The sequence below is a fragment of the Microlunatus endophyticus genome, from assembly GCF_014646195.1.
In the GTDB taxonomy this organism is placed as follows: domain Bacteria; phylum Actinomycetota; class Actinomycetes; order Propionibacteriales; family Propionibacteriaceae; genus Microlunatus; species Microlunatus endophyticus.
The window spans coordinates 96,593-120,904 of record NZ_BMMZ01000002.1 but is presented as its reverse complement, the minus strand read 5'-3'; the positions used below and the strand labels follow the sequence as shown (position 1 = coordinate 120,904).

The window sequence follows — 24,312 nt, the reverse complement described above, 5'->3', positions numbered from 1 at the left end:
GGGCGCCTCCTCAGGCGGGAACGGAGATCGTCGTCGGCGTGTTCTGGTCGACCCGGACCACGCCGTCGGGCTGCAGCGGCTGCTGACCGTCCGCGGACTGGGCCGCCTCCTCGAACACCGCCTGGATGAAGCGCTCGCCCCGTTGGACGTAGGTCTCCCGCAGCGAAGCCGGGATACGGTCCTTCGCCCAGTCCAGCAGGTCGACCGCGAAGCGGATCCACTCCTCGCGGACATTCGGATAGGACGGCAGCTCGCAGATCCGCTCGTAGGTGCCGCGGAGCGCCTCGACCACGACCATGCGGCGTTCGTCGACGATGTTGGTGACCTGGGTACGGCTGTCGAATTTGCGATGGATGCAGACCTCGGCGTCCAGGAAGCTGATGGTCCGCGCGCTCAGGGTCCCGTGCCAGTGGAAGACCATGTCGTTATGCACCACGGTCGGCCCGAAGAAGATGCCGGCGTCGTGCAGGAGCGAGGTCCGGATCAGCCGGTTCCACGGGTAGTTGATCAGGCCGACGATGAGCCGCTGGCGTTCGGCGGCGTCGTCGCACTCGAGGATCCGGTTCCAGATCTCGGTGTCGGCGTTGAACATCCCGCGTGAGCGGCCCTCGTCGAAGTACTCGATCCGGTATTTCAGGAAGACCAGGTCGGCAGCTTCACTGTCGGCGTGCGCAACCGCCCGGGCCAGTGCGCCGGCGTCGACGACGTCGTCGGCATCGAGGAAGTACGTGTACCGACCGGTGACCAGCGGGATCACCGAATTCCGCGCCCTGCCGGCCCCTCGGTTCCGCTGGGTGAAGACGTGCACGTGGTCGTAGATGTCCTCGTACTCCCGGATGACCGTCAGCGAGGAGTCGGTCGAGCCGTCGTCGACGAGCAACACGTTGTAGCTCAAGCCGAGGCCGGTGAGCCGCAACACCGAGTCCAGGGTGTCGCGGATCAGATCCTCGCTGTCGAACACCGGAATCACGACGGTCAGATCCAGATCTGGATAGGCGTCCCGGAACTCTTCGAAGTGCCGGCGGATCTCGGCCCTGACCGGGGCTCCTGGCGCTGCCGCGATCGCCTTCTCGTATGCTCCGGCGAAGCGGCGCTTCATCAGCGCCGCCGCCGCGGGCTGCGTCTGGCGTCTGACGGTCCAGTTCTGTCGGCGCAGGTATTGGATGAAGGCCTCGAACAACGGACCCCGCCGGTCGTCGCGGACCTCGTCCAAGGCGTTCACGATCGCATTGGCGTGGCTGGCGATCGCGCCGAACTTGTAGAGGTCGGCAGCCATCGTCTGACCTTCGCGCTGCATCCGGTGATAGGCGACGATCTCGTCCGAGGCGACGACTCGTTCGGCCCGCGACAGGACCAGCCAGTGCAGCACATTGTCCTCATAGAAGAGGTCGCCCTCGGGAAAGCGGATCCGATGGGCCTGGACGAAATCCCGGCGGTAGAGCTTGCGCCAGGGCACCGGCGACAGCCTCAGCAGCGCAGGATGGCTGACCGCCGAGATCACCTCGTCGACCGGAAGGTCGAGCCAGGCCGCGCTGTCCAGCGGCGGGTCGAGCTGCCGGTCGTCGTCGTTGAAGAGCTGGAAGTCGCCGATGGCGATCTCGGCGTCGTGTCGCTCGGCGAGCACCACCAGCTGGTTGAGACCGGTCTTGCTCACCCAGTCGTCGCTGTCGACGAAGGCGATGTATTTGCCGCGCGCCGCACGGATGCCGAGATTGCTCGGGATCCCCGCTCCGCCCAGTGTGTTGTGATCCAGCTCGATGACCCTGATCCGCGGGTCGAGCTCCCGGTGCATCTCCATGATCCGGCGGCCGTTGTCCGACGAGGCGTCGTCGATGATGATCAACTCGAGATCGTCGAAGTCCTGGGTCAGCACCGATCTGATCGCGGTGTCCAGATACGGCCCGACGTTGTAGACCGGCATGATCACCGACAGGCCCGGGACCCGATCCGACTGCGGGTCGACTCGTTGCGGAACGACTTGGACGACGCCTCTTTCGGCGAGCACCCGCACCCGGTAGCGGTCGCTGTTCTCCACCGCAGTGTCGGCAGTGACCCGGATCGGCATCTCCACCAGGCCGACCGGTGTCTGGAACAGACCGTAGATCTGCCACCGCACGTCGGCGATGGACGCCACTGAATGCCGAGCTCGGACCTGACCGTCGGTGGCCGGCTCGAGGATGAAGTCACGCCGGCGGATCCGCCCGTTGACGATCCGCAGCGCGGACAGCGCGACCAGTCCGGCGACGTTGCGACCCGCGACCGTCACGCCGACGAGGTTCCGGAACACTTTCACCAGCGACACCTCGGCATCCAGGTAGCGCTGGTAGAAGTCGGCCGCCCCGCTGGCGTCCGCCCCGCTGGCGTCCGGGCCGGGAGTGTCGGACAGCATCCGGAGGCCGCCGCTGTCCCCCGTGCTGACCAGCAATCTTCGGCCGGGGACCGTCAGTACCGACCTCGGCGGGACCTGGCAGGTCTGTACTGCGGGCGGTCCCCCGTCGATCTGGCGCACGACGGCGATGGAGAGCTCACCGGCCGGCAACTCGTCGACGGGCCCGGCAGCGAGCCGGAACCTCCCGCCGGCGTCCTCCCCGGGCGTCAGCTCGAGGTCGACGAAAGCATCGGGCCTCCCGATCCTGACCGCAGAGATGCTCGCCAGATCAGGCGACTGCAGCCGCACCAGGACCATGTCCCGATCGACGACGACCGACTTGATGTTCGGCTTGGACGGCGTCGGCCGCACCGGGATCCAGCGCGGCTGCACGCCGAACCAGGCGGACACAGTCGCGCAGACGTCCGGCCGGGCCACGGTGCCGCCCCGCTCATCGCCACCGGACGGGTCCTCGACGACCACCACCCGCGTGGCGGTGATCGGCCGCCGGCGGGCCGGATGTCCCTGCGCCGCGCCGGCATGCCGCACGACGACGACCGTGGCCTCGACCGGATCCTGGTCGAAGACCTGCAGCAGCCGGCCGGAGTCGATCAGGGATTGCAGGGCGTACGGCAGCGGTGCCCCGGACAGCATGCCGGTCGCCGACTCCGAGTGCAGCAACGCGACCCGAAGGCCCGCCGACAGAGCTGTCCGGATCTCGTCCACGACGACGTCGATGAACTTCTCCCGCCACGACGGCTTCCGACCGTCGACCACGAGCAGCAGATCCACCGGTCTCGGGATCGGCTCGGTGCCGAGCAGGCGGGGCGGCGCAGCGATCATCCGCTCGCCCTGCGCCGGCGGAAGCTGGGGCGCCTGTCGCCCGGCCAGGATCTGCTCATGGAATCGATGGACCGAGCTGTGGTAGGCCATCAGCTCCTGCTCGGACCAGGTCGCGGTGCCGTCCTGTACGGGTGCGGACCCGGACTCGGTCCGGACGAATACCAGCGGGACCTCGGTCGCGATCGCGTGCACCGGCATCCGCGTCACGGTCTCGAGCCGGCGGCGGAATTCGAGCTCGGCACCACCGTGCGCCGAGTCGAAGTATCCGATGGCGTCGACAACCGCGTCCCGGCGGAACAGGATCGATGACTGGACCTCGACCAGATCCGCACCGCACGGTGTGAAGAGCGAGAACTCGTCGGTCGCCCTGGCCCCGGTGATCAGATTCGCCAGCCGCGTCGGCACAGCCAGCAGGTCGCGTACCTGCAGCTCGATCCGCCGGGGATGCGACCAGCCGTCCGGATCCTGCATGGTCACCAGCTCACCGCGCGCGAGCTGGATGGCCTCGTTGCGTCGGGCGTACGGGCCGATCCCGGGGCCCCCACCGGTCTCGCCGCGGATCACGCGGATACGCGGGTCGAACGTGGCGACGGCGTCCAGGACCGGCCGATACTCCTCCGGCGAGTCGTCTTCGACCACGATCAGTTCCCAGTCCTGGTAGGACTGAGCGACGATCGAGCGCACCGCCGTCTGCAGTTCCGGCCCCGGACGATGCGAGGTGATGATCACGGTCACCAGCGGTCCGCCGACCGCTGCCGGGGTGGCCGCCGCGGCGGCGAGCCGTTCGAACGGCGTCTCGGCGGCGCCGTCCAGTCGCAGGCGTTCGAGCCCGAGGCGGTAGTACGCCTCGTTCAGCCGCGCCAGCGTGGCGTCCAGGCTCCCGCCGAACCGCGGGTGCCGCAGCTCCGCGGCGATCGCGTACCGGCGCCAGGTCTGGGTCGAGAGTCCGGGGAAGAGCGCCCCGGCCTCCGCACCGAGCCCGGCACCCAGCAGACGCGTGAGGAAGGTCTCCAGGTCGGTCGTCTCCAGCTCGCCGCCGCGGAGCATCCGGAGCGCGATGAACCGCAGCAGTGCGCGCTCCGTCTCGAGATCGAACGCCCCGTCGTGCAGGACCCGGGCGAGGCTGTACAGGTCTTCCAGCGCGATCGGGTCGAGAGTCGGTTCGAAGGCCTCGGGCGCCTCGTCGCAGAGCAGCACCGTCGCGCGCAGGCTGGACCAGTCGTGCCGGTCCCCGGTCAGCCGGCCGGCGAGCGCGTCCAGCGCCCAGACCGACTTGTTCCGCGCCCCGAAGCTGGTCAGCTGCGCCGTCGTCAGCGCCGGGGAGCGGAGCAGCGCGTGGTGCTCGTACAGGTCCGGGTCGGCCGGCAGCCCTGTCAGGAAGGCAGCCGCAGACCGCGTCGCGAACGACGATGTCGTAGGAACATCCAGCCGGCCCGCGACGGCGGGGGTGGCATAGTGCCCGGGTGTCGGATCGTCGTCGGGACGCTCGCCGCGCGCAATCCGAACAAGAAAGTCACCGGAATGCCATCGCTGGAGTGGCGAGTTATTGTGCGGCATCGGCATGTCAGGTGAGCTTACTGGACGAAACAGCACGCAATTACCTTCGCTCGGTGCTCTGAAATGGATGTCGAATGACCGATGAATTACTTTTGGGTGAACAGATTTCCGGACATCGTTAACGCCGAGGCAATCGCCATGTGCATGTCTAGATATTGGTAGGTGCCGAGCCGGCCGCCGAAATGGACTTCGGGCTCGTCGGCGGCCCGCTTGCGGTAGGCCAGCAGCCGGGCCCGGTCGGTGGGCGTGTTGACCGGATAGTAGGGCTCGTCAGTAGCCTGCGGCCCGGTCTCGGCGAAGCGTGAATACTCTCGCATGATCACCGTGCGGTTCGCCGGGTAGCGGTCGGCCCGCTCGGGATGGAAGTGCTTGAACTCGTGGATCCGGGTGTACGGCACCTCGAGATCGGCGTAGTTCATCACCGGAGTGCCCTGGAAGTCGGCGACGTCGAGGACCTGCTGCTCGAAGTCGAGGGTCCGCCAGCCGAGCGCCCCCTCGGCATAGCCGAAATACCGGTCCACCGGGCCGGTGTAGACGACCGGCAGCTGTCCGACGACCGCGTCCTTGTTGAGCGGCTGGGTGTGGTCGAAGAAGTCGGTTTCCAGCCGCACCTCGATGTTCGGATGATCGGCCATCCGCTCCAGCCAGGCGGTGTAGCCGTCGACCGGCAGCCCCTCCCAGGTGTCAGTGAAGTAGCGGTTGTCGTAGGTGTAGCGAACCGGGAGCCGGCTGATCACCTCGGCCGGCAGCTCCCGCGGGTCGGTCTGCCACTGCTTGGCCGTGTAGTCGCGGATGAACGCCTCGTACAGCGGTCGTCCGATCAGGCCGATCCCGCGCTCCTCGAGATTGCGGGCGTGCTGGGGATCAGATTCAGCAGCCTGCCGGGCGATCAGCTCCCGCGCCCGGGCGGGCGAGTGGGCCGCGGCGAAGAACTGGTTGATGGTGCCCAGCGAGATCGGCAGCGGATAGACCACGCCGCGGTGGGTGGTGTAGACCCGGTGGACGTAGTCGGTGAACGCGGTGAAGCGGTTGACGTATTGCCATACCTGGGCGTTCGACGTGTGGAACAGATGCGCGCCGTAGCGGTGCACCTCGATCCCGGTCTCGGGTTCCGGCTCGCTGTAGGCGTTCCCGCCGAGGTGGTCGCGGCGTTCGATCACCGTGACCGTACGCCCGGACTGGGCAGCCCGCTCCGCGATCGTCAAGCCGAAGAATCCCGATCCGACGACAAGAAGGTCCACGCTCCAGAAGGTAGGGAGCCCGGGTGACGGGAAGGTGTCTCCTGGTGTCCGAGAAGGTGTCCGAGCAGGGTGTCCGGGAGGGTGTCCTCACCGGCGAGCACAGCCTGGCCATCCGTCCGTACGCGCTCGGCCGCCCGGTGGAACACGGTCGCGTACTGCTCGGCGACCGTCTCCGGATCCCGCCCGTCGAGGTCGGGACGCGGGGTGCGCACCTGCTCACGGACCGTCCGGATCGTGGCGTCGAGCAGCTCGGCGGTGACCGGGCCGGGAAGGCAGGTGACCCATCCGGGCCCGACCTGGTCGGCGAGCAGACTCGCCGTCGTGCTCCGGGGGACGACGACCGGGCGATCCAGAGACAGTGCCATGAAGAGTGCGGTCAGGTCTGCGAACGTGTTGATGCCGGGCAGCATCACCAGCTCGGCCGCCGACAGCTCGCGTACCAACTCCGCATCGGAAAGATGCTCGACCGCCGCCGACACGGAGTCGGGATTCCTGCGGACCGCACGAGGGATCAGCTCGTCCAGGTCGGGGTCGGCATCGCCGACGACGCGCAGTGAGACTCCCGGGGTGTCCATCACGGAGAAGACCTTGAGCGGTCCCGCCGCTGCTCGCGACAGACCGGTCCGGGACAGGCACAACAGCCGGCCGGGCACCTGGGTGGTCACCGGGAAGCCGAGGAAACGGTCGCGGTAGTGCACGTGCGGGATCACCGTCGTACGACCCGGGTCGGGAGTCACGGTGGTCTCGTCGAGGGTGATGAACACCGTCGTGGCCCGGTCCAGGATCCGATGGCTCTCGTCCCTGCGGTCCAGGGCGTAACCGGCCACGGGAAGGACCGTCTGGACCAGGGCGATCCGATGCTCGGCCAGCGTGGCGACCAGCGCGTGGGCGGCGGCCCGCCGCTGTGCGCCGGTGCGACCCTTGCGCAACACCTGGGCCGCATCCAGCAGGTGCACCACGTCGACGTCGAAGCGCTTGAACAATCCGCCGAAGAACTGGAAATCGATATCGCCGTGATTCTCGCCGATGACCTGGTCGACATAACGGGTCACCGGGGCTGGTGGACGGTGGCCGATAATGACACGGAGCCGGTCCGGGTCATGCGAAGAGACGCGCACGCGAAGACTATATAGACTTATCCGACGATGAATGAGGACGGCATCCAGGATGTGTTTGCTCATTTGAGCGGACAGGACGACAATCTCGGCGATTCCGCGCTGCGGGCTGGTTATTTTCTGGCCGCTCAAGGGGATGGGCGACGCTTCCATCTGCATTTCGGGGTGCAGTCCGACGACTATCTCTCCGGCCTGCCGCTGACGCCGGCTCACCGGGTCTATGCCGATCCCGTCGACTGGCTCGAGGCCGGCGCGACGGCCTTCCGCCCGGTTCTGCTGCTCAACACCGGCGAGATCAATCCGCTGCCTGGTGCGTACCCGCGCAAGGAGCCGGCGCTGCAGCTGCAGCGGGTCCTTGGCCGGGGAGGGATCGTGATCCTGGCCGGTGCCGGTCTGCGGCAACCGTCGGTCGCCGATCAGGTCTGCTTCCATCCGGCGCTGCGCGAGGCCGCCCTGGTGTCCTGGCGCGACACCGTCTCGCGGGACGCCGCGGGTTTCGGCGACGTCGCCCCGGACTGGGGCTACGCGCTCGGCTCCCCGACCGCCCAGTGGCCCTCAGCCGACTCGCGCCCACTCCTTGCCGTCACTCTGCGCTACGACCGGCCGTGGCCCGGCGACGGCTGGATCGCGGCCGTCCGCAGCCTCGCCGCCCGCACCGGGACCAGGATCGTCACGCTGGCGCAGGTGGCCCGGGACGCGCCGCGCGCCGTTCGGCTCGCCGCGGCGCTGGGCGGCGAGTATCGCACCCCACCGAGCATGCGGCACCCGGATCTCGACGCCCACGTCCGGGCGATCTACCGGCAGTCCCTCGCCGTGGTCAGCGACCGCGCCCACGGACTGATCATCGGGGCGACCGAGGGCGCCTTTCCCGTCGGGTCGGCGGACGACCCGCAGAAGATCGCCCGGCTGCTCGCCGTGGCCGGGCTCGCCGATCTGGTCGGTCGGCACGATCAGCTTGCCGAGGTCGCGCCGCTGCTGGAGTCCAAGCTGGCCGGGCTCGTGCCCGCGATCGACTCCGCCCGGGAGTCGATCGCGACACTCACGCTGCGGATGCACCAAGCGATGAGGTCTGTCGCCTGACTCGTCGAACTCTGCTGGTCAACGCCCCGGTCGGGCGGTACGGCTGTTGCCGAGCACGGTGCCCGGCAACAGCAGCTTCAAACGCCGGCCGGCCGGCCGCAGTCCGGGCGCCACCCGGTAGAGCCGACGGGCGATCGGCAGCGCCGCCCGGACGACCCGGGAGTCGGTTCCGGACAATTGGCTGGACAGCTGGTCGGCCGGGCTCGACCGCTTCGCTGCCACCGGCGCTCCGGTTCGCTCGGCCTGCTTGACGGCTTCGGCGTTGCGTTCGACGAAGAACACCATCAGATCCAGCAGCCGCCGCGCACCGGCCAGAGTGGGCTGGGGCGAGAACTCTTCCGGCAACATTCCCGAGACAAGCTGTTGATACAGCTTGGAGAAGTCGTGGGACAGCGCCTGCCGGGCGGCACCGATCGATGCCCGGGAAAGCCGCTGGTAGAGGTCGGGATCGTCGGCGATCCCGGCGATCCGCCGGGCCAGCTCGGCCGCGTCGCCCTGCGGCGTGGCGACGAGTCCGGCATTGTCCTCGGCGATGGCCAGCCAGGGCAGGTCGTACATGACGACCGGCAGTCCCCTGGCCTGAGCCTCCGTCAGCGTCAGCGGGTAGCCCTCGATGATGCTGGTGCCGACGAACAGGTCCGCCGTGTCGATCGCCTCGACCAGGTCCTGCCCGTGCAGCGGGCCCACTACCTCCACCTGATCGGCGACCCCTCGTCGCCGCGCCTCGGCCCGCAACTGGGTCGCGGTCAGATCGGTCCAGTCCGGGCCGACGATCCGCAGCCGGAAGTCGACGCCGAGCCGGCGGAGTTCCGCGGCCACCGCGACCAGCTGACGCGGTTGCTTGGTGTGTTGCTCCAGCCGGCCCCACCAGATGAGCTCGAGCCGGCGGCCGTACGGGGCGGGTTTGGAGGCTCCGTCATCGGCGGACTCGGCCAGCAGCGGCGACGGCGGGTTGGGCAGGTAGACCGCGTGCTCGACACCGCGCAGCTTCCAGAACTCGACATCGAGCGGCGACAGTGTGACCAGGGTGGACAGCGTGGTGGCGTGATCACAGATGTAGGACAGCAGGTCCTTGAGATCGTAGACCGGGCGCATCGCGAAGTTGTGGATCCAGCCGATCGTGGCGGCGCCCTCGGCGCGCGACATCAGGGCGAAGGCCGGCCACTCCCGGCTGTAGAGGATCCGATGGTCGATGACCACGTCGACGGCGTTGCTGCGGCAGATCTGGGCCCACTCGGCCAGCCGGTCCGACAGCCCGCTCCCGGTCAGCCGTACGAAGGTCACGCCAGCGGGCAGGCCGTCCAGGATGTTGTCGTCACGATGCGCCACCACCGTGACCCGGTAGCCCGCCTCGACCAGATGCCGCGCCTGGGCCAGCAGCACGCCGGACACGCCGCCGGTAGTGATCGCGCGGGTGGTGAGAAGGACACTGTGCACTCTACGGTCGCCCGGGCCGGCGCTCGATCCGATCGCCGCGTCGTGACGGGCCAGGAAGCCGAGCGCCTCGGGTGCGTACAAGGTGGCGGCCAGGACGATGTCGGGTGCGGAGGCCTTCTGGTGCAGCAGGACCAGGCAGGATTCATACAGGTCGCTGCGTACGCTCTTGACCAGATAGCTGAGCACATTGCCGATGATCGACAACCGGGCCGTCCGGTAGCCGTCGATGAGCGGCTGCGGATCGGTGCTCCTCCGGGCCAGGGTGCGGACCGCCTGCTCGATGCTGGTGACGGAGTCGATCCCGCCTGCGTAGAAGGCGAACTGCGCCAACTCCTCCACCAGTTGCCCGCTGCCGCCGCGGCGGAAGCGGTATTCGTACAGCCGGTCCGGGATCGACACGTACCGCCGTGCTCCGGCCGCCGCGAGGAAGGTGACCGGCAGGTCGTTGATGCGGTTCAGGACCAGTTGCTCGGGAAGCAGCGCGTACGTGGTGCGCAGCAACTCGGTACGGAAGAGGTAGCGCCAGATCTGTCCCTGCGCCGGCTTGTCGGCGGGGAACAGGCCGGGCAGGACGTCCTGGTCCTCGAGCACCTTGTGCACCGGACTCAGCCGGGTCTGGTAGCCGCCGACCACGCCGCCGGTCGGGCCGAGGACTGCGACACCGAAACCGACCAGATCGGCGTCGGTTGCCTGAGCCTTCGCCAGTGCCTTCGCCGCCGCTCGCGGATCGAGCTCGTCGTCACCGTCGAGGAAGAGGACGTGGTCGGCAGCGGCCGCCAGGATCCCGTCCCGGCGGCACTGGAACGCCGAACGGTTCTGCTCGTGCCGGATGACCCGGATGCGCTCGTCGCGCTTGCGCTGCTCCTCGATGATCTCCGGGCTGCGATCGGTCGAGGCGTCATCGACGCAGATGATCTCGACCCGCTCCAGCGTCTGGCGGCACGCGCTCCGCAGCGCCGCCTCGAGCCATTCCTCGTCGTTGAAGACCGGGATCACGATCGAGACGAGCGGGGGCTCTTGCATCAACTCTCCATGCCGTGCGGGAATCAGGAAGCGGGATTCGGCAGCTGTCGACGGGATCCTAGATCCGGTGCTGACGGGTTTCCGGCCGTCCAGGGCCATCGGTCGGCTGAGGTTCGGCAACTGTTCAGGCGGCCGTAACCGACGGGCTCCTCAACGGCGCGTCCGGTCGGCCGACCACTAGTCTCCTGGTTCTGAACGCCATTGCTGAAGGAGTCGCATGCGCATCTTGGTCGCACACCCCTGGTCGGACCCGAACGCCTCGTGGGACATCGCGGTCGAACACCTGCCGGGCTGGGACGTGCGGGTCTGCCGGGGCGACGACATCCTGGCCAACCTCAACGGTGTCGACGTGCTGGTCCCGATGCCCAATGCCGTCACCGCGGAGATCATCGAGGCAGGCAGCTTCGGCCTGATCCAGCAGTACGGTGTCGGACTGGAAAGGGTGGACGTCGAAGCGGCGACAGCGAACGGGGTGTGGGTCGCCCGGCTCCCGGCCGGATTGACGGGCAACGCCGACAGCGTCGCGGAGATGGCGGTCGCGCAGATCCTGATGGCGATCCGCAGGATGGACGAATCCCGCGCCGCGGTCGCGACCGGCTGGTGGCAGCCGATCAGCGCCTCGTTGCTGGGCAGCACGGTCGCCATCGTCGGACTCGGGGCGATCGGCACGGCCGTCGCCCAGCGGCTCGCGGGATTCGGCTGCCGGATGATCGCTGTCCGCGCCCACCCGGAGGCCGGCGCACCGCCGAGCGTCGACCGGGTCGCCGGTCCCGACGAGCTGTACGACGTGCTCGGCCAGGCCGACGTGGTCATCTGCTCCGCGATGGCCAGCGCCGCCACCCGACACCTGTTCGACGCGGCCGCCTTCGCCGCCTGCAAGCCGGGGGCGATCTTCGTCAACGTCGCCCGAGGTGTGATGGTCGACGATCCCGCGCTGCTGGCGGCGCTGGATTCCGGCCGGATCTCCTTGGCCGGTCTCGACGTCTTCCAGCAGGAACCCGTCGGCCCGGACCACCCGTTCGCCCGTCACCCGCGGGTCATCGCGACCCCGCACATCGGCGGCCTGACCCATTCGATGCTGGCCAAGAGTTCGGAGCTTTTCGGCGCCAACGTGGCGCGCTGGTCCCGGGGCCAGGAGCCGTTGTGGGCCGTCAACTCACCGCAGCATCCCCGGCAGATTCCTCCGCGCTGACCGCGCCCCGCAGCGCCGCCTCGACCGGGCCGAGCAGCTCCTCGATCTGTCGCACCATCCGCGCGACCGTGCGGTCCGACCGCCGGTAGGGATCGATGATCCCCGCCGCGCCGGCAGCCAGCGGGCTGACCGTGGCCCGGACCAGGGGCACCAGGCCGACCAGCCGGGCCACGGCCGACGTCGGCCCACCCGCCGGAGCAACCGCAGCCTGCGCGGGCAGCCTCTGGATCGCGGTGGCGAGCTGGGCAAAATCGGCCAGCGCGAAGGTGCGCTGCAGGACCGCCGGCTCCATCCGTACCACGGCCGCACGATGCTCCCGGCTCGCGCACAGGATCAGATCGGCTTGCCCCACCAGCTGGGGTGTCAGCTGCCGCGCGACGAAACCGTCGGCCTGTCCGCCCGCCTCGACGACCCGGCGGGCGACCCGTGGTTCCATCGCCGACCCGACCAGGGCGCCGATGCCGGCACTGGTCACCCGGATGCGGGTCCCGGCCAGTCGAGCGGCCAGCACCCTCTCGATATACGGCGAACGGCACACGTTGCCGGTGCACACCGCGAGAACGCTCCCGGGGGTGCGGTCGGCGGCAGGGTCCATGATCCGAGCTTAGTGTCGGACCGGCACCCGCTTCAGGTCAGGACAACAGCGCCTTGGCGTAGGTGTCGTTCCTGTCGGCCAGCCCGGGCAGCACGGAGAAGTAGCCGCCGCCGACGGGTGAGATGTAGTCGGTCAGCGGCTCGTCGATCAACCGGGTCTGGACCGCCTCGAACTGCCGCTCGATGTCTTGTTGGTAGCAGGTGAACAACGTGCCCTGGTTGAGCTGGCCGTTGCTGTCCAGGCCCAGATCGTAGTTCCAGCTCCGGCGCAGGATCCGGGTCGCCTCGGTCCGCGGCGTCCGCGGGTTGGCGAGCCGGATGTGGGCATCGGTCGGGATGATCAGGCCCTGCGGGTCGCGGGCGTAATCCGGTGCTGTCAGTTCGCCATCGGCATCCAGCGGGCTGCCGTCGTCGCGCCGCCGGCCGATCATCAGCTCCTGCTCCTGCAACGAGACCCGATCCCAGAATTCGACCAGGTTGCGGATGATCCTGACCACCTGGAAGCTGCCGCCGTCCTTGGTCCAGATCAGCCGGTCGAGGGTTCCGGTGTCGGTGGTCGAGGGATTGGAGGTGCCGTCCTTGAAGCCGAGCAGGTTGCGCGGCGCACCGTCCGGTCGGGGCGGTGATGTGAAGCCGTCGACGCGCCAGCGAGGCTGCATCGCACCACGGGTGTGCTTGGTCAGATCGCGCAGCGCGTGGGTGACGACGTCCGGAGTGGCCGCAGTGAACTGCACGCTCAGGTCGCCGTGGCAGATCGCCGGGTCGAGATTGTCGTTGGGAAAGGTGCGCATCGGCTTCAGTCCGACCGGCTTCCTGGCCGCCAGTCCGAAGCGGTGATCGAACAGCGACGCGCCGACACCGATCAGCACGCCGACCTGGTTGCCGGCGAACGACGGCCCCAGCACACCGTTGTCGGCCGGCGGCCTGGACGGATCGGAGACAGCGACCGACTCCCCCGCCGCCAGCACCTTGACCCGGTCACTGATCACCGCGAACAGGTCGGACAGCTGCTTGCGGCCGGTTGCGATCACGTCGAAGCTGATCATCGCGGTCGCCCTCGACGGCTCGTTCAGCAGCACCCGCTGGTTGGGCCCGTACGGGGACAGCTCGGCGGCCAGCACCCCGCCCATCTCCTGGCTGGTGTCGTCAGCGACGGCCATCCGGCGACCGGCTGCGATCACCGCCGCCGCGCCGGCTGTCGCACCGCCGAGCAGGAAACCACGACGCGATGATCCCTGCGGCGTCAGTGGCGTCTCGTCCATGATCAACTGTTGTCCTGGGTGAGGAGGACCTCGAGTTCGGTGGGGATCGGATCGAGTGATTCCAGGGTGCCGGAAAGTGTCCCGTCCAAGCGCTCCTGTTGGGTCCTCGACAACGCCCGCAACGCCGGGTAGCCGCCCCTGCGGTGCAGCGAGGTCACCACGGCGTCGAGTTGATCAAGGGAATGCTCGGCCGATGCCAGCAATGCCGGATCGTTCTGCTGCAGCAGCGGCGTCAGCGCCTTCAGCGTCATCCGGGTGCCGTCGATGTTGGCGGCGGTGGTCGCCAGGCCGCTGTGACTTCCCAGATCATCCTGGCCGGTCAGCGTGAGCTGCATGGTGTTCTCCAGAATCTCGTGGGTCCGCAGCGGGACGTCGTTGGGTGCGGTCTCCTGGTGCGGGAAGGCCTTCACCAGCCCGTGTACGTCCCGGTCGAGCAGGCGGGTCGCCGCCCGGATTTGATCATCGGAACCGTTGTGCCACAGCAGATATTCGATCTTGTGGAAACCGGTGAAGGCAGGATCCTGCACTCCGCGCGGTAGGCCGGACGGCAGCCCGTTGATCTTGTCCGCATAGTCACCGAAGGTGTCGTAGACCCCGCCGAGTTGTTCGTAGTCGAGATAGGCGGTCAGCCAGCGCTTCTTGATCATCGCCCGGTCCTGTCCGTCGGTTGCGGCCTGCAGCGCGTCGGTATCGGAAGCCAGCTGCTTCAGCCCGGCGGTGACCGAGGTCCGGTAGTTCGTCACCGCATTGCCGAGGTCGGTCAGCGTTGCCGGGATCCAGCGGTGCACGCCACCGACGGCCGGCCCGGTGACCTGGAACGGGTCGGAGTAGCCGATCGTGCCGTCGTCGGCCTCGCAGGAGGCGCCGAAGCGACCGGGCGGCAGGACGACGATCAACTCACGGGTCGTGCCGGGTGCGACCAGCTCCAGGTCGGCGTAGTCGTAGGTGTGCGTGTCGTCCAGGATCTGCACCTCTTCGGGGCTGTTCCCGGTGTTGCGGATCCGCAGCGTGCTGCGGCCGGATCGCAGATCCGTGATGCCCGGCAGGCAGCCGCGGCTGCTGACCGCCAGCGGTCCCGGGTCCGGCGACCGGGCCACCGCCGAGCTCGCAGCTGTCGGACTGCGGCCCGGGGCGGCGTACAGACCTGCCAGCACTGCCAGCCCGATCAGGCAGATGATCACGATCATCGCCGGAATCGCGGCCCGGCGCCGTCCAGTCCCCGGCTCCCCCACGACTGATATGTCAGCAGCGCGCCATGTCGGCCAGGCAACCGTCAGGTGAACGAACAGTGCTTTGCCGGGCCTGAGATTTGGAAGTTGTTCACCAATGGACATCAGTCATTCACGCGGCGGTCAACCCGTTGGCACGCGTGAGCGGAAGGTTCTGCACTGTGACTGATCATCAGAATTCGTCGCGCCCCCACGGACGCCACCGCACCAGGATCATCACAGCGGCCGCAGTCGGGTTGCTGGCCTCAACGACTCTCGCCCTGCAGGCATGCGGGACCCAGGTCGTGCCGGAGCATGCTCCCGCTCCTCAGCCGGATCACCACACCTCACCGGTGGTCCGGACCAGCACACCGATCAAGCACGTCGTGGTGATCTTCGGAGAGAACATCAGCTTCGACCACTACTTCGGCACCTACCCCTACGCAACGAACACCAATGGAACACCGTTCCATGCGAAGCCGGGTACGCCCAAGGTCAACGGCCTGAACACCAAGGTCAAGGGCGGCGGCACGCTGCTGACGAACAATCCGAACGGTGCCGATCCGCAGCGGCTCTCGCCCACCGATCCCAACCAGGTGCTGACCTGCGACCAGAACCACGACTACACGCCGGAACAGGCGGCGTACGACAAGGGGAAGATGGACGCCTTCCCGAACAACGTCGGTAACGCCTCGGGCAAGACTCCGGGCGGGCAGGCCTGCGCCGCGACCGACGACCTCGACTACTACGACGGCAACTCGGTCACCGCACTGTGGAACTACGCGCAGCAGTACGCGATGAGCGACAACTCCTACAGTGACGTGTTCGGACCGTCCACCCCGGGCGCGCTGAGCGTGATCGCCGGCAGCACGGGCGGCATCGACACCACCGCCGGCTCGCTCAAGTACGCGACCACCGCCGCCAACGCGGGCGCCGCCAGCCTGGTCGCCGACGGCAAGGGCAAGTATTCCCAGATCTCCGACAACGATCCCTACTGGGACGACTGCAGTGCGGGCGGCCTGACCGGCGTCAGTGGCAGCGGTCACACCGTGGGCGACCTGCTCAACAAGAAGGGCATCAGCTGGGGCTGGTTCGAGGGCGGATTCGCTCCGACCACCAAATACACCGGCCCGTCGCAGACCGGATCGACCTACGGTCCGACCAACGTGACCGGCCGTGCCGTCTGTGGCGCGACCAGCAACGTCGGCACGGCGATCGGCGGCACCGGCCAGTACGGCACCAAGGCCGACTACATCCCGCACCACGAGCCGTTCCAGTACTACGAGTCGACCGCGAATCCACATCACCTCGCGCCGACCTCGCTGTCGGTCGTCGGCAAGGACACCCAGCACTACACGAACGGCAAGCCGGACTTCGACACCGCCAACCACCAGTACGACATGAGCACCTTCGACAACCTGGTGTCGGCGATCTCGGCGGGCACGATGAGCCCCGACTCGTTGCCGGCGGTCAGCTACCTGAAGGCGCCGGGCTACCAGGACGCGCACGCCTCCTACTCCGACCCGCTGGACGAGCAGCAGTTCGTCGCCAAGGAGATCAACGCCCTGGAGAAGTCCCCTGACTGGAGCTCGACCGCGATCGTGCTCGCCTACGACGACTCCGACGGCTGGTACGACCACCAGTCCGCCGAGATCAGCAACCCGTCCTCGACTGTCGCCGATGTGCTGAACGGTCAGAACGAGTGCCAGGTCGGTGACCCGTCCCACCCGAGCAGCCAGTCCCAGCACGGCAAGACCACCCAGCACGGCAAGACTGCCCGGCACGGCAGGACCGCCCAGCCGCTGGCCGGCGAGGAAGGCCGTTGTGGCCCCGGCCCGCGTCAGCCGCTGCTGGTGATCTCGCCGTACGCCAAGTCGAACTACGTGGCACACAACCAGACCCAGCAGAGCTCGATCGTGAAGTTCATCGAGGACAACTGGGGCCTCGGCCGGATCAAGGGCTCGACCGACTCGATCGCCGGATCGATCGACCCGCTGTTCGACTTCAGCTCCCACAAGCTGAACGCAAAGCTGATCCTCAACCCGACTACCGGGGCGAAGGTCTCCTCCACCCCGGCAGGCGGGCATCATCCGAAGCCGCCGGTGAAGCATCACCACTGAGCGGTCGACCGACAGTCGAAGACGAAGCCGGGCCCCGGGATCGCTCCCGGGGCCCGTTCTCCTACGATCCCGTTCTCGTACGATCCGGTCAGGTCGCGGTCAGTCGACCTGCTCGTTCTGCAACTGGTTGTAGGTGTTCTGGATCACCGAGCCGAAATACGGGCCGTAGAGCACGTTGGGCTGGCTCGTGTAGCCGAACGAGTTCACCGAGACCTGGGTGCCGGTCCCGGTCGACTCGTCGAAGCCCTGGAACCACGGGCCGCCGGAGCAGCCGCCGGTGAGGTTGGTCTTCAGCGACAGGTCGTCACTGCCGCCGAGGGTGTCGTTGCCGGTCACGCCGGAGGCGTAGTCCAGGGTCTGGCCGTTGTACGGCGATCCGGCCGGGTATCCGAAGGCGTACGCCTGCTGACCGCGGGCCTGGTTGAAGCCGATGTTCTGGCTGCCGACCGCGTCGGTCAGATAGGTGCCGTTGAGCGGCGCGACGACGGCGAAGCCGACGTCGTAGTTGAAGTCACCCTGCTGGGCCCACTGCTGGGTGGTGCCGACCTCGGCCGCGCTCCACTCGCCGTACGGCGCCTGCCCGTTGCTGTAGCCGGGGACGAATTCGAAATTCGTCACGAAATCGCCGGGACCCTCGTTGACGCAGTGTCCGGCGGTCGTGACCAGACTCTTGTTGGCGGCCGGAACGACACTTCCGGAGCAGACGTAGTCGACGCCGTCGAGGGTCATGAAGACCTTGCCGGTGGTCTGGACGACCTTGCCGCCGCCGCTCCACGGGCCGCCCAGGCTGCTGGCCGACTTCGGGCTCTTCTTGTGGGCGGCGCTGCCCTTGATCACGGTGGCCTTACCGGTGGCGACCTTCGTGGGACGCCAACTGCTGCCGGGTGCGTCGGTGAGCGGCTTCGCGTGCTCCATCCGCTGGGGCGTCCAGTAGTCCCGCACCTTCGCCCGGGCCTGTTGGGTGGTCGCCAGCTGGTGGGCGACCGGATTCTGATGCGGTGCGGGCGCTGCTGTCGCCTGCGGACCGGCCAACAGTCCGGCGGCGGTCACCAAGCCGCCCACGGCAGCGGCGATGGGTACGGCGAAACGGCTTCCGGTCTTGGACAGCGGCTCCGCTGGGTGTTCGCCCAGAGCGATAGCCGGGCGGCCCGGGCTCACATCGAGGCGCCGAGCAGCCCCCGGGTCAGCTGGAAACCGACGTTGCCGGACTGGTCGGCCTTCGGCCGGATCCGCCCCGAAGCCGCCGCGACGAGGGCGCGCAGCCCGTCGGCTGCTGCATCGTCGACCGACGGATCGAGGATCGCATCCAGGTCGGCGTCGTGGGCCGCCACGGTGTCCTGATCGGCGCTCACCTGCAGGACCGGAAGGAACCGGTGGCCGCCCAGCGTGCCGCCGATGACGTGCACCAGCGCGAGCTGCGCGCCGGTCGCACCGAGGCCCGTCGCCGTCTCCAGCCAATCTGTCGTCGGCATCCGCATGATGTGCCAGCCCGCCTGTTTCGGTCGCTGTCCGTGCGCCAGTGTCGGCTCCCGACGATCGATCCCGGCGGCTGCCTTGAACCCCGCGTTGGCGAGCAGGCCGCTGGTTGCGGGGACGACGACGGTCCCGCCGGCCCGGACGATCCAGCCGCCGATCCTCCCGAAGGCCGCGCCGACGACATCCGACACCGGGCCCCGTGCGTCGAGCGCGATGAACAGGTCTGCGAGGCTCCGCTCGACCCGGTCGGGGACGTCGAGGGTCAGGGCGCGATCGGCGAACCAGTCCTTGACCCGTTGCCCGGACGCCTCGATCCCGCCGTCCAACTGGATGCTGGCCCAGCCGAACCGGTCCGGATCCAGGCCGGCTTCGACCAGCTCGTGCCGGAAGAAGTCGTTGTGGGTCTTCTCGCAGCCGTGTTCCAGCAGCAGCGCCAGCCGGACGTCCGAATGGGCCAGGTAGCCGACCAGAGTGCGGGTGAAGGTGACCACGTTGGCCCCGCCGGAAACCCCGCAACCCTCGGTGTGCGGCAGCGCGACGGCTCTGGTCGTACGTCCGGCGGTCCAGTCCTCCGCCTGGGCGCGGTCGGCCAGCCGGGCCGCGATCTGTCCCGAGCACAGTGAGGTCGGCAGCACCAGCGCCAGTTGTTCGGAGGCGTAGTCGCGCTCGGCCGGGAACAGCTCGACGGTCCGCACCGGCGGCTCGCCCAGCGCCGCGAGTCGAGCCTGGTCGACCGGCAGCGACAGGCCCGGCAGCAACGCGTCGCTCTCGTCGGCGGGCAGTTCGTCGAGCCGGCGACTCAGTCGGCCGTCGATGGTGATCGAGATGCCCTGCCGCGGACCGGTCTGCTTCCAGTTGCGCCAGATCGACACCTGGCTGTGGCCTGCCTGCTCGCCCGCGGTGCGCTCACCGGAGGCGACCCTGATGGTCTGCTCGAAGGTCTCGGAGGTCAGCGCGTCGAAGTCCTCACCGTCCAGGTAGCGTCCGGCATTGACGTCCATCTCGTGGCTGAGCAGCCGGTAGCGCTCACTGGTGGTGACGAACTTCATCGTCGGCACGAACGGGAAGTTGGTGATCGACCCATTGCCGGTCGTGAAGAAGATCAGATTCGAGCCGCTGGCGACCTGGCCGGCCACCGATTCAAGATCGTTTCCGGGACTGTCCATGAAGATGTAGCCCGGCCGTGGATAGAGGTCGCCGTAGTTGATCACTTCGTCCAGACGGACCTCGCGGGGAAGCTTCCTGGCGGCTCCCAACGACTTCAGCGAGATGTTGACCAGACCACGGTAGATATTGCCGCCGGAGGGATTCCCTTCGGCGGTGTGGCCGTGCCAGGCGACCCGCTCCTTGAAACTCTGCACGGCTGCCAGGAACCTCCGGGCGACGTCCGGACTGCGGACGTTCTTCAGCACATAGCCCTCAGCGGCGATCAGTTCGTCGGTCTCGGCCAGACAGGCGATGCCGCCGCTCTTGATCACTTCGGCGCCGACCGCGCCGGCCAGCGGATTGGCGCTCAGACCGGAGAAAGCGTCCGATCCCCCGCACTGCAGGCCGATCTTGAGCTCGGCCAGCGGCTGCTCTGTCCGTACGGCCGAGGTCACCTCGGGCAGCCAGCGCTCGACCACCTCGGCCGCCTCGGCAAGATCGGCTTCGAAGCCGCCGTGCCGGTTGAAGGTCGCGCAGGGCGCGACCACGGCCGGATAGTGACGCGCCTGCATGAAGAGGTTGACGTCCTTGCTGGTGAGCACCGCGTCCGGCTCGTCGACCAGCAGGACTGCACCCACGTTCGGATGCACCAGAGTGCCGGCCAGCACCGCCAGGACGAAGTCGGCGTTGTTGGGCCGAGTGTCCTCCCCCGCCTCGGTATGGGCGACGGCGACAACGCCGTCGAAGGTATCGGTGGCCGGGTGCCGCTCGGCCAATCGCTTGGCCAGTTCGGTCGCGAATCCGCCGGAGCGGGAAGTGACGCCGACAATCACCACGTGGTTGCGGGTGCCCACCCGGCCGTTGCTGCGGGCGAAGCCGGAGAACGTCCGCGGTGTCCGGGCCTGCGGCACCTGATCGCCGATGATCAAGGTCGTCTCGTCCAGCTCGTACGGGTCGAGCATCACGTTCTGCGCCGACGGCTCGGTCGGCAGTCCGGGCACGTCCCGTACCGCCAGGGCGTCGAGCACGGGCTGGGTGCACACGTAGTCACCGGGCGCAAGATCACGAAGGGCGGTCGCGAACGGCGTGTTCCAGCTCAGCAACGCAGCTCCCGCGGCGACCGGAATGATCACGAACCGGTGGCCCTCCATCACCCGATGGCCCAGCTGGTACTGCCGGTCGCCGTGGATGATCACTGTGTCGGCCTCGAGCGTCCGGGACGCCACCGCACAGTTGTCACCTGGTTCGGGGATGACGGCGACTTCGCCGAAGTCGATGGTCGACCCACTGGCCGACCCACCGGTCGACAGGGTGGTCTGCTGCGAGGTCATCCGATTCCTGTTCGTGAAGCTGCCTGGGGTGACGGCGTCGCGGACGCCGGAGTCATGCCGCCCACCGAAGGGCGAAGAGGTCCCGCTTCCGGGCCATGCTGATCAGGGTGTCCCGGGTCGCGGGCGCCAGTTGCGGATACGGTGTCCGGGTCCGTCCGTCGGCGATCACCCCACCAGCCGCCAAGACTGCCTTGGCCGCGGCGAGACCGCATTGCCGGTTCTCGTAATGCAACAACGGAAGCAATGCCTCCCACTCCTGCTCGGCCCGGTCCTGACCACCGGCGGTCCAGTGCGCCATGATCGAGGTCAGCTCCCTGACAGCCAGCACGCTGCTCATGGTGCCGACCGCTCCGGACTGCAGGTCCGGGATCAGGGTGACCGCCTCCTCGCCGTCGAAGATCCCGGGCAGCACGTCGGGGTAGCGGCTCAGCGCGGCGATCTTGGCAGCCGTCTGCGGCACCTCGATCTTGGCGTATCGGATGCCGGCGATCTTGGTCGCCAGTTCGACGATCAGCTCGGCCGGAAGCGCCGTGGGACTCATCGGCGCATCCTGGATCATGATCGGGATCTGCAGTCCGTCGGCGACTCGTTCGAAGTAGTCGATCACCCCCGGAGCGCCGACCCGCAGCGACGCCCCGAAGAACGGCGGCATCATCATCACCAGATCGGCACCGCGCTCGGCCGCCTCCCGGCAGCGATCGGCAGCCATGCGAGCGCTGAAGTGGCTGGTCGTGACACAGACCGGGACCCTGCCGGCGACCTGCTCCATCGTCGTCTGGAGCACTGCCCGCCGTTCCTCGTCGCTGAGCGAGAACTGTTCCGAATAGTTCGCCAGGATGCAGATCCCCGCGACCCCCGCGTCGACCAGGTAGTCGCAGACCCGGCGCAGACCCGGCAGGTCGAGTTCCTCGTCCGCGGTGAAGATCGTCGGCGCGACCGGGAGCACCCCGGTGAGCAGCTCGGATCGGATCACACCAAGAGAGCCTACTGCGCTATTCGTCGCCCGTTGGTTGCAGCCCGAGCCGGTGCGCGCCACGATGACCCTGTGAGTGAAGCGACCGAAGGACTGCCCGGCAACATCAGCACCCTCACCGAAGAGGAGTGCTGGGAACTCGTCGACGCTGCCACCGTCGGCCGGTTCGGCCTGGTGGTCGACGGCACAGTCCTGATCATCCCCGTCAACTATCTGGTGGACGTCGACCTGATCATTCGTACGCTGCCCGACGGCATCATCGCCCGGCACGTGGGGACCCGGGTGACCTTCGAGGTGGACTACCACTCCCACGAGGGCGTCGGCTGGAGCGTACTGATGCACGGTGACCTGAAGGTGCTGCCCGACGACGAAGCGGAGCTGGTCGGCCGCTGGAACCGGGTGCTGCCCTGGGCCGGCGGAGCACGGAGCTTGTTCATGAGCTTCCACCCGGACGCGATCAGCGGCCGCCGGGTCGTCCGGCACCGCAACTGATCTCGTACGCCCTCGCTTCACTTCCTACGACGCTCGCTTCCCCTCCATGCCGGCGCTTCCGTTGCCCGCGAAGCGAGCGCGTGGCGGGGAAGCGAGGATCATGGCCGGGCACTTGTTGGAGCGAGGGCGCCGGTCAGCGCAGCCGGCGGTCCCGGTAGCCGCGCGGACTGACCCCGTACCACCGGCGGAACCGGGTCGAGAAGTAGATCGGGTCGGTGAAGCCGACCTCCGCCGCGATGGTGCCGATCGGCCGGTCGTCCAGATCCAGCAGTCGGGCCGCGGACTCCAGTCGACGCCGTTCGACGAACTGCTGCGGACTGACGCCGAGCTGGGACCGGAACAGATGCGCGAACCGGGACGCCGAGAGCCCGGCTGCGGCTGCCAGCCTGGCGACGTCGAGATCGCCGGCCAGCCGGTCAGCGATCAGCTTCAGTGCTGCCTGGACCCGCTCGTCGACGGCCGGCAGGACCGGGTGCTGGGTGTCGCAGAGCAGCAGCGCCGCCTCCAGGGCATTCATCGCCGACAGCTCCCGGTTGCGCTCGGTCCCGGTGTCGTGGCGTACGCAGTCCCGCAGCGCGGTGCAGATCTGGCCTGCCACCTCGAGGTCGGGCCGGATCTGCCCGATCCCGACGGCGGCCTCCGGCCAGACCAGCAGCGGGTCCCAATCCGGTCGCGGGTGGAAATGGACGTAGAGGAAGTGCCAGTGCTGCAAGGTCTGCTCGACCCCGTAGTCGTGCCGGGTCGCGGGCCGGACCAGTGTGGTGGTGTCGGGCAGCGCGCGGACGTCCGGACCGTCGGTGCCGAGCCGACCCTCGCCTGCGAGCGTGTGGATCAGCAGCCAGTCCGTGGTGCCGCGGCTGCGGTAGGTCGCGTAGCCGACGCCGACGTCGAACTCCCCCGCGACCAGCCGGGCCACCGTCGGGGTGAACGATTCGGTAGCAGGATCTCGAAGGTTCACAGACACATAGGCTATAGCTCTCCATGATCATCCGGGTCAGGCTTGTGCCATGACAACCTTCGCGACCAGCGCCCGCACCCCGGGCATCACGGTCGGCAACCCGCAGGATGCGGACCTCCCAGCCGGCTACCACCATGACGGGATCGTGCAGCTCCCCGGTCTGCTCGGTCCGGACGAGGTGGCGACGATCCGGGCCGCCTTCATGGACCAGGTGACCAGGGATCACTCCTGGGCGATCGACGACGGCGTACCCGACGACGATGTGCTGGCCCGCTATCCCCGTTTCGTGCATCCGCACCGCCACCCCGATCTCGAAGTGGGCAAGCTGGCACTGGACTACATGCTCGACCCACGGATCTTCGACGTCGTGACCAGCCTGATCGGCCCCGCGCTCGGCGCCCAGTCGATGTTCTACTTCAAACCGCCGACGGCCCGCGGGCAGGCGATGCATCAGGACAACACCTTCCTGCGCGCGCATCCGGAGACCTGCCTCGCGGCCTGGATCGCGATCGACGACGTCGACGCCGAGAACGGCGGCCTGGCCGTCGTGCCCGGATCCCACGAGACCGAGCTGGTCTGCCCCGAGCCTGCGGATCTCGAGCAGTCGTTCACCGATGCCGAGGTGCCCATCCCGGAGGGCATGTCGAAGGTCCAGACGATCATGAAGGCCGGCGACGTGCTGTTCTTCCACGGCAGCGTCGTGCACGGATCACTGCCGAACACCAGTACCGATCGTTTCCGACGCTCGTTGATCTTCCACTACATCCCGGCCTCCAGCGTCGAGATCGCCAGCTTCTACCACCCGTTGGTCGATCCCGCGCGCCGTGACGTCTTCATCGCCGAAGCCACCGGCGGCGGTCCGTGCGGCGATCTGATCGCCGGCATGGACGCCTAGG

The 24,312-nt window shown here is 68.3% G+C and carries 16 protein-coding genes; 5 read left to right on the top strand and 11 right to left on the bottom strand.

The annotated features are described in order from the left end of the window. Window positions 1–10: 10 nt before the first annotated feature. The 3 genes from IEY07_RS04240 to IEY07_RS04230 all read right to left on the bottom strand — a co-directional run bounded on the left by IEY07_RS04240 (window position 11) and on the right by IEY07_RS04230 (window position 7,061). Window positions 11–4,774, bottom strand: coding sequence for a glycosyltransferase family 2 protein (locus tag IEY07_RS04240; RefSeq protein WP_188893941.1), 4,764 nt, complete (start codon window positions 4,772–4,774; stop codon window positions 11–13). Window positions 4,775–4,854: 80 nt separating this feature from the next. Then, complete coding sequence (gene glf, locus IEY07_RS04235) at window positions 4,855–6,009, bottom strand: UDP-galactopyranose mutase (RefSeq protein WP_188893940.1); 1,155 nt, start codon at window positions 6,007–6,009, stop codon at window positions 4,855–4,857. Continuing rightward, window positions 5,970–7,061, bottom strand: coding sequence for a hypothetical protein (locus IEY07_RS04230; protein WP_229669706.1), 1,092 nt, complete (start codon window positions 7,059–7,061; stop codon window positions 5,970–5,972). Before IEY07_RS04230 ends, glf begins: the two co-directional genes overlap by 40 nt. A gap of 93 nt (window positions 7,062–7,154) precedes the next feature. On the opposite strand from IEY07_RS04230, the gene IEY07_RS04225 reads away from it, so the two are divergent. Then, window positions 7,155–8,204: a hypothetical protein gene (locus IEY07_RS04225; protein WP_188893938.1), complete on the top strand. Its 1,050-nt coding sequence runs from the start codon at window positions 7,155–7,157 to the stop codon at window positions 8,202–8,204. An 18-nt stretch (window positions 8,205–8,222) separates the two neighbouring features. Here IEY07_RS04225 and IEY07_RS04220 read toward each other — a convergent pair whose 3' ends face one another. Then, window positions 8,223–10,664: a glycosyltransferase gene (locus IEY07_RS04220; RefSeq protein ID WP_188893937.1), complete on the bottom strand. Its 2,442-nt coding sequence runs from the start codon at window positions 10,662–10,664 to the stop codon at window positions 8,223–8,225. Between the two features lie 217 nt (window positions 10,665–10,881). Here IEY07_RS04220 and IEY07_RS04215 point away from each other — a divergent pair, with 217 nt between their 5' ends. Then, window positions 10,882–11,856: an NAD(P)-dependent oxidoreductase gene (locus IEY07_RS04215; protein ID WP_188893936.1), complete on the top strand. Its 975-nt coding sequence runs from the start codon at window positions 10,882–10,884 to the stop codon at window positions 11,854–11,856. On the opposite strand, the gene IEY07_RS04210 is transcribed toward IEY07_RS04215, so the two are convergent. The 3 genes from IEY07_RS04210 to IEY07_RS04200 are packed head-to-tail and all read right to left on the bottom strand — an operon-like array spanning window position 11,816 to window position 14,944. Further along, the gene (locus IEY07_RS04210; RefSeq protein ID WP_188893935.1) at window positions 11,816–12,451 is read right to left on the bottom strand and encodes an arsenate reductase/protein-tyrosine-phosphatase family protein; all 636 of its coding nucleotides are present in this window, start codon (window positions 12,449–12,451) and stop codon (window positions 11,816–11,818) included. The genes IEY07_RS04215 and IEY07_RS04210 overlap by 41 nt on opposite strands. Before the next feature lie 37 nt (window positions 12,452–12,488). Beyond that, a complete protein-coding gene (locus IEY07_RS04205) occupies window positions 12,489–13,712 on the bottom strand; it encodes a Dyp-type peroxidase (protein WP_188893934.1) in 1,224 nt (407 codons plus the stop codon). Window positions 13,713–13,714: 2 nt separating this feature from the next. Further along, on the bottom strand, window positions 13,715–14,944 hold the full coding sequence (locus tag IEY07_RS04200; RefSeq protein ID WP_188893933.1) for an EfeM/EfeO family lipoprotein: 1,230 nt from the start codon (window positions 14,942–14,944) through the stop codon (window positions 13,715–13,717). A 158-nt stretch (window positions 14,945–15,102) separates the two neighbouring features. Here IEY07_RS04200 and IEY07_RS04195 point away from each other — a divergent pair, with 158 nt between their 5' ends. Further along, window positions 15,103–17,040, top strand: a complete 1,938-nt coding sequence (locus IEY07_RS04195) for a phospholipase C (protein WP_229669705.1) — start codon at window positions 15,103–15,105, stop codon at window positions 17,038–17,040. A gap of 99 nt (window positions 17,041–17,139) precedes the next feature. Here the strand turns inward: IEY07_RS04195 and IEY07_RS04190 are convergent, their stop codons facing one another. From IEY07_RS04190 to IEY07_RS04180, 3 genes are read right to left on the bottom strand one after another with little or no spacing between them, the layout of a single operon-like run. Next, the gene (locus tag IEY07_RS04190) at window positions 17,140–18,198 is read right to left on the bottom strand and encodes a trypsin-like serine peptidase (protein ID WP_229669704.1); all 1,059 of its coding nucleotides are present in this window, start codon (window positions 18,196–18,198) and stop codon (window positions 17,140–17,142) included. Beyond that, window positions 18,195–20,993, bottom strand: a complete 2,799-nt coding sequence (locus IEY07_RS04185) for a UxaA family hydrolase (protein WP_188893932.1) — start codon at window positions 20,991–20,993, stop codon at window positions 18,195–18,197. The genes IEY07_RS04190 and IEY07_RS04185 overlap by 4 nt, the downstream gene beginning before the upstream one ends. Before the next feature lie 52 nt (window positions 20,994–21,045). Then, window positions 21,046–21,966, bottom strand: a complete 921-nt coding sequence (locus IEY07_RS04180) for a dihydrodipicolinate synthase family protein (RefSeq protein WP_229669703.1) — start codon at window positions 21,964–21,966, stop codon at window positions 21,046–21,048. A gap of 72 nt (window positions 21,967–22,038) precedes the next feature. On the opposite strand from IEY07_RS04180, the gene IEY07_RS04175 reads away from it, so the two are divergent. Further along, the gene (locus IEY07_RS04175; RefSeq protein WP_229669702.1) at window positions 22,039–22,458 is read left to right on the top strand and encodes a pyridoxamine 5'-phosphate oxidase family protein; all 420 of its coding nucleotides are present in this window, start codon (window positions 22,039–22,041) and stop codon (window positions 22,456–22,458) included. Window positions 22,459–22,591: 133 nt separating this feature from the next. On the opposite strand, the gene IEY07_RS04170 is transcribed toward IEY07_RS04175, so the two are convergent. After that, window positions 22,592–23,416, bottom strand: coding sequence for a helix-turn-helix domain-containing protein (locus IEY07_RS04170; protein WP_229669701.1), 825 nt, complete (start codon window positions 23,414–23,416; stop codon window positions 22,592–22,594). Between the two features lie 49 nt (window positions 23,417–23,465). Between IEY07_RS04170 and IEY07_RS04165 the strand changes: the two genes are divergently transcribed. Continuing rightward, the gene (locus IEY07_RS04165) at window positions 23,466–24,311 is read left to right on the top strand and encodes a phytanoyl-CoA dioxygenase family protein (protein WP_188893931.1); all 846 of its coding nucleotides are present in this window, start codon (window positions 23,466–23,468) and stop codon (window positions 24,309–24,311) included. Window position 24,312 lies beyond the last annotated feature (1 nt).